Origin of the sequence: Leptolyngbya sp. FACHB-711 (assembly GCF_014695615.1) — a bacterium.
In the GTDB taxonomy this organism is placed as follows: Bacteria; Cyanobacteriota; Cyanobacteriia; order Elainellales; family Elainellaceae; genus Leptolyngbya_A.
On the sequence record NZ_JACJOR010000128.1, the window covers coordinates 1 to 2,268 of the forward strand.

Genomic DNA, 2,268 nt, shown 5'->3' on the forward strand with positions numbered 1-2,268 from the left:
CGGCTATAGAGGTGAAGTTCCTGGTCAAGCCGCTGACTGTTAAAAGACGGAAAATTATACGGCGGCATCAGCAGATCGGGCATCAGCAGTGGCGGCAGCGGCAAAATCAGCGATGAAAGACGCGGCTGCGGAATGGGCGGAAGCGTATCGTTTTGGCCTGGCTCGATTGTTTCAGGGGAGGGGCTGTCAGCCGATTGATTTTGCTGGGCAATCAGATGATTTTTAAAGCCCAGGATGTTATCTGCTAATGCAGTGCCCCGTAAGCCTTGAAACAGCGTGAACAGCAGTCCAACCAGGAGCAGTTTCTTGAGTTGCATAAAATAACCCCGATGATCCTGACTCGCAAAACAGCTAGAACAGGGCAACTAAAGCTCTATATCCCTCGATCGAAAGAGGGCGTATCAGCAAAACACCGATTCTAAACTATCCTTAAGCTTGAGCTGGGGTCAACTGTTTGCTGCAAAGTGACCAAAGATTGATAAATGATTGGTTTTCAGAGCTTACGGTTTGCGGATCGTTCAATTAAATGGATTAAATTGAGCAACCTTCGTGAACTGCGTCCAGAAGAATGAATAAAAACCTATTTTTGACTCAGGATTAGCCGATTGTAAGCCTCGGGTGCGTTAGGCTTTGCCAACACACAATCCTTACCGATACAGAACCTTTACCGGCTGATGCTTTGCCTATTTATCCAGGATACAGGCGATCGACAAATCATCCGGTAAGAAGAGGCTTAAAAAGTTAGAGTCGTCGCCAAACTGTGAAGAGCAAAAAGCAATAGCAACCCGAACCTGCAATCAAATTGACAGCAAAAAAGCAGCCCCCAAAGGAAAAGGACTGCATGGTTCGATTCCTCCAATATTTGGATATTAGTCAGAGGAGCGATCGGTTCTCTTCTACCTAAAGAGATAGGACACAAGCTGAACGAATCACAAATCAAAATGAATTGATCGCGTTTTACTAAACATTCGTGTTGTTGTCGATCTGCTGTAGAATTTCCTGTGCTTTTTTCACTTCTTCTTGGGTACCGCCATCCATAAGCAGCAGGAAGTTTTGCTCTGTGGGGGTCGAGTCTGCTACCGCCTGTTTATTGACAGAGCCGCCCGTGATTGCTGCGATCGCGGCTCCACCTGCTGCTCCAACACCGCTTGCAATTAAGGTAAAGGTCAAAATTTGGCTAAAGGGAGCCATGCTGGGCGAAGCAGGATCATGCAGACTGAGCGCAGCAATCAAAAAGCCTGCCATTGCCCCTAACACGGTTCCGGCGATCGCGCCTTTCCCCGCATTAGCAGCCGCCTCGGTTTGGGACAGTTTGGGCGTTGATTGCAGTGCCTCTGGAACCAGGGCGAGCCGCTCTGGAGAAAAGCCTGCATCTTGAAGGGCACTGAGAGCAGTTGCCCCTTGCTGAACGTCAGAGAATTTTTTGATTGGATACTGATGGGATTGAGCGAGCTGTACCATGACTGTAAAGTCCTAATTTGCTTCAAGAGGACAGTCAAAAGAAAGTTCAAGTGAATCCTGTCTTCTATTGACGAATTCTTTTGAGCAAAAACACTCGCTCGATGGTTATAAACCACAAAAAAGGGACACTTCTCAGCATCCCAAAGTTCATGATTGACCTCTGCAAAACATTCGATCGTTCGATCGTTCGATCGATTCAAAATTAGCGAGAATCGGTTCCCTGGTTGGGGCTGCCCTCAATGCTTGGATTGTCGGTTCCTGGTGCTTCTGGTGCAGCACCTGATGATGAAGCGCCCGAGCGAACATCGTTGCGTGCGCCCTGTCCGGTTCTGCGAGTCCGCTCATCCAGCGTGGTTTGCTTACCGCCGGATGGCTCGGTGGACGTTCTCGGCTGAGAAGCAGGAACGCTCACTTCGAGCAGTTCATTCATCGAAAAGTTGTTCGTATTCACCCCGGCATAGTTAATCTTTGTAAAACGAACAACGACCGGATACTTGACGCCGCTCTGGTCAACTGATGCGACAGTTCCAAAATCTTGAAACCAGAAGGACTCTTTACGGAGAACCTGAACTGTCGAGCCACGCTGAATCATAACAAGTGTCCCCTTGAAAATAACTAAACAGGAATTAAATCTAAGTTAAACAGATACCCGATGCCTGCACTCCGACATATCTCTCAATAGGCGTATCTCTTAAGCAGGAGATGTTTAAGTTTTGTTACCAAATTTACTGCTCGATCGCTCCCCTCCTACAAAGCCAAAACGCAAAAAAACCACACAGCAAAACTGCATGGTCCTGAAGCAAGAAA

Annotated in this window: 3 protein-coding genes; all 3 read right to left on the reverse strand. The window is 47.7% G+C overall.

All coding sequences use genetic code 11. The features are described 5' to 3' along the window. Positions 1-317: hypothetical protein (locus H6F80_RS04105; protein WP_199296362.1), on the reverse strand; the 317-nt coding region annotated here is incomplete at its 3' end. Between the two features lie 643 nt (positions 318-960). Beyond that, a complete protein-coding gene (locus H6F80_RS04110) occupies positions 961-1,461 on the reverse strand; it encodes a hypothetical protein (RefSeq protein WP_190790337.1) in 501 nt (166 codons plus the stop codon). Between the two features lie 202 nt (positions 1,462-1,663). Beyond that, positions 1,664-2,053, reverse strand: a complete 390-nt coding sequence (locus tag H6F80_RS30585; RefSeq protein WP_190790338.1) for a photosystem I reaction center subunit IV — start codon at positions 2,051-2,053, stop codon at positions 1,664-1,666. Between the last annotated feature and the right edge of the window lie 215 nt (positions 2,054-2,268).

Coding starts and splice junctions, on each gene's coding strand:
- H6F80_RS30585 (WP_190790338.1), bottom strand. CDS start 2,053: ATGATTCAGCGTGGCTCGACAGTTCAGGTTCTCCGTAAAGAGTCCTTC.
- H6F80_RS04110 (WP_190790337.1), bottom strand. CDS start 1,461: ATGGTACAGCTCGCTCAATCCCATCAGTATCCAATCAAAAAATTCTCT.